This window comes from Streptomyces prasinopilosus (genome assembly GCF_001419695.1).
Classification (GTDB): Bacteria; Actinomycetota; Actinomycetes; order Streptomycetales; family Streptomycetaceae; genus Streptomyces; species Streptomyces prasinopilosus.
The window spans coordinates 1-4179 of record NZ_LIRG01000435.1 but is presented as its reverse complement, the minus strand read 5'-3'; the positions used below and the strand labels follow the sequence as shown (position 1 = coordinate 4179).

Below are 4179 nucleotides of genomic sequence, written 5' to 3'. Positions count from 1 at the left end.
ACCGGCTGCCGGGTCCCGGGACCCGGCAGCCGGTCTTCGGATCAGTCCTCGCCGGACGACTGGGGAAGCTTCGCCTGGATCAGGCTCATCACCGTGCTGTCGGTCAGCGTCGTGACGTCACCCAGCTCACGGTTCTCCGCGACGTCCCGCAGCAGACGGCGCATGATCTTGCCGGAACGGGTCTTCGGCAGCTCGTTCACCGGCAGGATCCGCTTGGGCTTGGCGATCGGGCCCAGCGTGGAACCCACGTGGTTGCGCAGCTCGGCGACCAGCTCCTCGGTCTCCGCGGCCGTACCGCGCAGGATCACGAAGGCGACGATGGCCTGCCCGGTCGTCTCGTCCGCCGCGCCGACCACGGCCGCCTCGGCGACCGACGGGTGGGAGACGAGCGCCGACTCCACCTCGGTGGTGGAGATGTTGTGCCCGGAGACCAGCATCACGTCGTCGACCCGGCCGAGCAGCCAGACGTCGCCGTCCTCGTCCTTCTTCGCACCGTCACCGGCGAAGTACTTGCCCTCGAAACGGGACCAGTAGGTGTCGAGGAACCGCTGGTCGTCGCCCCAGATGGTGCGCAGCATCGACGGCCACGGCTCGGTGAGGACCAGGTACCCCCCGCCGCCGTTCGGCACCTCGTTGGCCTCGTCGTCGACGACGGTCGCGGCGATGCCGGGCAGCGGGGTCTGGGCGGAGCCCGGCTTGGCCGCGGTCACGCCCGGCAGCGGCGAGATCATGATCCCGCCGGTCTCGGTCTGCCACCAGGTGTCCACCACGGGGGTGCGGTCCGCGCCGATGTTCTTCCGGTACCAGATCCAGGCCTCGGGGTTGATCGGCTCACCGACGGAGCCGAGGACCCGCAGCGAGGACAGGTCGAACTTCGCGGGGATGTCGTCGCCCCACTTCATGAACGTCCGGATCGCGGTGGGCGCCGTGTAGAGGATCGTCACGCCGTACTTCTGCACGATCTCCCAGAAGCGGCCCTGGTGCGGGGTGTCGGGCGTGCCCTCGTACATGACCTGGGTCGCGCCGTTGGCGAGGGGCCCGTAGACGATGTACGAGTGCCCGGTGACCCAGCCGACGTCGGCCGTGCACCAGAACACGTCCGTCTCCGGCTTGAGGTCGAAGACCGACCAGTGGGTGTACGCCGTCTGGGTGAGGTAGCCGCCGGAGGTGTGCAGGATGCCCTTCGGCTTACCGGTGGTGCCGGACGTGTAGAGGATGAACAGCGGCTGCTCGGCCTCGAACGCCTCGGGGACGTGCTCGGTGCTCTGGCGCCCCACCAGGTCGTGCCACCACACGTCGCGGCCCTCGGTCCAGGCGACGTCCTGGCCGGTGCGGCGGACGACGAGGACGTGCTGCACGGTGTCGGCGCGGCCGGCCGCCTCGTCCACGGCGGGCTTGAGCGCGGACGGCTTGCCGCGCCGGTAGCCGCCGTCGGCGGTGATGACGACCCTGGCGTCGGCGTCCTGGATGCGGGTCGCGAGCGCGTCCGCCGAGAAGCCGCCGAAGACGACGGAGTGCGCCGCGCCGATACGGGCGCAGGCCAGCATCGCGATCGCGGCCTCGGGGATCATCGGAAGGTAGACGGCGACCCGGTCGCCCTTCCGGACACCCAGTTCCAGCAGGGCGTTGGCGGCCTGGGAGACCTCGTCCTTGAGCTGGGCGTAGGTGATCGCACGGCTGTCACCGGGCTCACCCTCGAAGTGGATGGCGACCCGGTCGCCGTGTCCGGCCTCGACATGCCGGTCCACGCAGTTGTAGGCGACGTTGAGCTCGCCGTCCTTGAACCACTTGGCGAACGGCGGGTTCGACCAGTCGAGGGTCTCGGTGGGCTCTTTGGCCCAGGTCAGTCGGCGGGCCTGCTCGGCCCAGAAACCGAGCCTGTCAGCCTTGGCCTGTTCGTACGCCTCCGCGGTGACGTTGGCGTGTGCGGCCAGGTCGGCGGGGGGTGCGAACCTGCGCTTTTCCTGAAGCAGGTTGGCCAGGCTTTCGTTGCTCACGGCATCTGCCTTTCCCGGAGTGTCCGTTGTGTCCCAGGCCACAGCTCATCAGACCCGGGGGCGCGCTGACAAGGGTCGTCGGCAAAGTGGTTTAGACCTTTTGAGGTCGCCGGCCGTTTCCGTGACCAGGGGTCATCCCTACCCACGGACGCCGGTGCCGCGCGGTTCACCCTCGCCAGTGCCCCGTATGCCCGGGGGGCGGGTTCTCACAACGTCAGCTCCTCGGCCCGTACCCGGTCGAACACTTGCTCTCCGGTCGCCTCGGTGAGGAGGTACGCCTGCGCCTCCCCCACGTGGAAGTAGAGGCCGTGGAGCGTCAGGAGCCCGTCCTTCAGGGCGCGGGCCACCGATGCGTGGGCGCGCAGGTGCTCCAACTGCTGGACGACGTTGGCCAGGCAGAGCTGCTCGGCGGTGTCGGCCGGTGCCCGCCCGGCCAGTCGCACCCCCGGCCCTCCTGCGTCCCGTACCCGCCGCAGACTCGGCAGTCCGTGCCGCAGCCACCGCTCCAGCGGCGTGCGGGCGCCCGGGGAGCCGTCCGGCCGGGGGTCGAGCAGCGCCTGCATCGCCCCGCAGCCCGAGTGTCCGCACACCGTGATGGACCGTACCGCCAGCACGTCCACGGCGTACTCGAGGGCGGCCGCCACCGAATCGTCACCGCTCTCCTCACCGGGCGGCGGCACGAGGTTGCCGACGTTGCGGACCACGAACAGGTCCCCCGGACCGCTGGACGTGATCATCGAGGTGACCAGCCGCGAGTCGGCGCAGGTGAGGAACAGCTGCGACGGCCGCTGTCCCTCGCGCGCCAGCCGGGCCAGCTCACCGCGCACCAGAGGAGCGGTGCTCCGCTGGAACGTACTGAGGCCGCGCACCAGGTCGGCCCCGGTCCGGGACGCCTCCGGCCCGGCGACACCCGACAGGCTTCCGGCGGGGGATGCGGCCTCCGGGACCGCCCCGGGAACCGAACCCGTGGCCGTGTGCGTGCCCTTGGCCGTGCGCGAGCCCGTGTTCGCGCCCAGGCCCGTGCCCGGGCCGGTGCCCGGCGGACCGTCGCCCGGGCCGCGCCGGGCCGGCCGCCCCGCGTGACCGTCCGGTCCGCCACCGGTGTCACCGGCGTCAGGGATGTCACCGGTGTCCCCACCGTCACGGGCGCCGTGGTCGCTCCGGCCGTCGACCGGTGCGGGGGGAAGGGGTGCGCACTGGTGGTTGCGCCAGGCGGTCCAGGGCCGGCAGCGGCATCCGGCGCCGGATGCCGCGCCGGTCTCACCGGTCCCGTCCGTCGTGGGCGGGAAGGTGAGGGCCGAGGGTTCGGCGATCCGGACGCCGGCTCCGGGCCGGCGGCCGGTGATCTCCACCGATCCGCCCCGGGCGGTGTGCGTGTTCTGCCAGTCCTGCAGCGCCTCGTACGCCGCGTGGTCCATGAACGAGCCGTCCAACGTCACGACGCCGGTGGCTCCCTGGGGCACGAGGTGCAGGGCCCGGCTGAGCCTCGGCACCGCGAGGAACGTCAACTGCCCTCGTACGTGTACGTGATGGACCCCTTCCCGCACCTCGTGCGTGATCCGGGTATGGGTGAGGCGGTGCAGGGCCACGCCCACGGCGACGGCGATGCCCAGGACGACGCCCTCCAGGACTCCCGCGAACACCACGCCGACGACGGTCGCGGCGTAGACCAGGGCCTCCCGGTGGCGGGTCACTGTACGGATGTGGTGCAGGGACACCATCTGGATGCCGACGGACATCACCAGGGCGGCGAGTGAGGCCAGCGGGATGAGTTCCAGGGCCGGAACCATCAGCAGCGCGGCGAACACCACGAGAACGCCGTGCAGCATCGTGGAGTTCCGGCTCACGGCACCGGCGCGCACGTTCGCGGAACTGCGCACGGCCACCCCGGCCACGGGCAGGCCGCCGAGGCAGCCGGAGGCGATGTTCGCGGTGCCCTGACCGAGCAGTTCGCGGTCCAGGTCGGAGCGTGGGACGTCGCTCGAACCGGGGCGGCGGGACACCAGCTTGTCCACGGCGACCGCGCCCAGCAGCGACTGCACGCTGCACACCAGCGTGGTGGTGAGCACGGCGGCGACCAGTCCGAGCACGGGCCCCTCGGGGAGCCCGGCGAGGGCGTGGCTGCGCCAGGACGGCAGGTCGACCTCGGCCAGGACGAGACCGGCCGCCGCGGCCGTCGCGG

2 protein-coding genes are annotated in these 4179 nt (G+C 71.8%); both read right to left on the bottom strand.

Annotation, left to right across the window (positions count from 1 at the left end):
- Positions 1-41: 41 nt before the first annotated feature.
- On the bottom strand, positions 42-1997 hold the full coding sequence (acs, locus tag AOK18_RS18620) for an acetate--CoA ligase (RefSeq protein ID WP_055695110.1): 1956 nt from the start codon (positions 1995-1997) through the stop codon (positions 42-44).
- Between the two features lie 206 nt (positions 1998-2203).
- Positions 2204-4179: carbonic anhydrase (locus AOK18_RS18615; protein WP_055695109.1), on the bottom strand; the 1976-nt coding region annotated here is incomplete at its 5' end.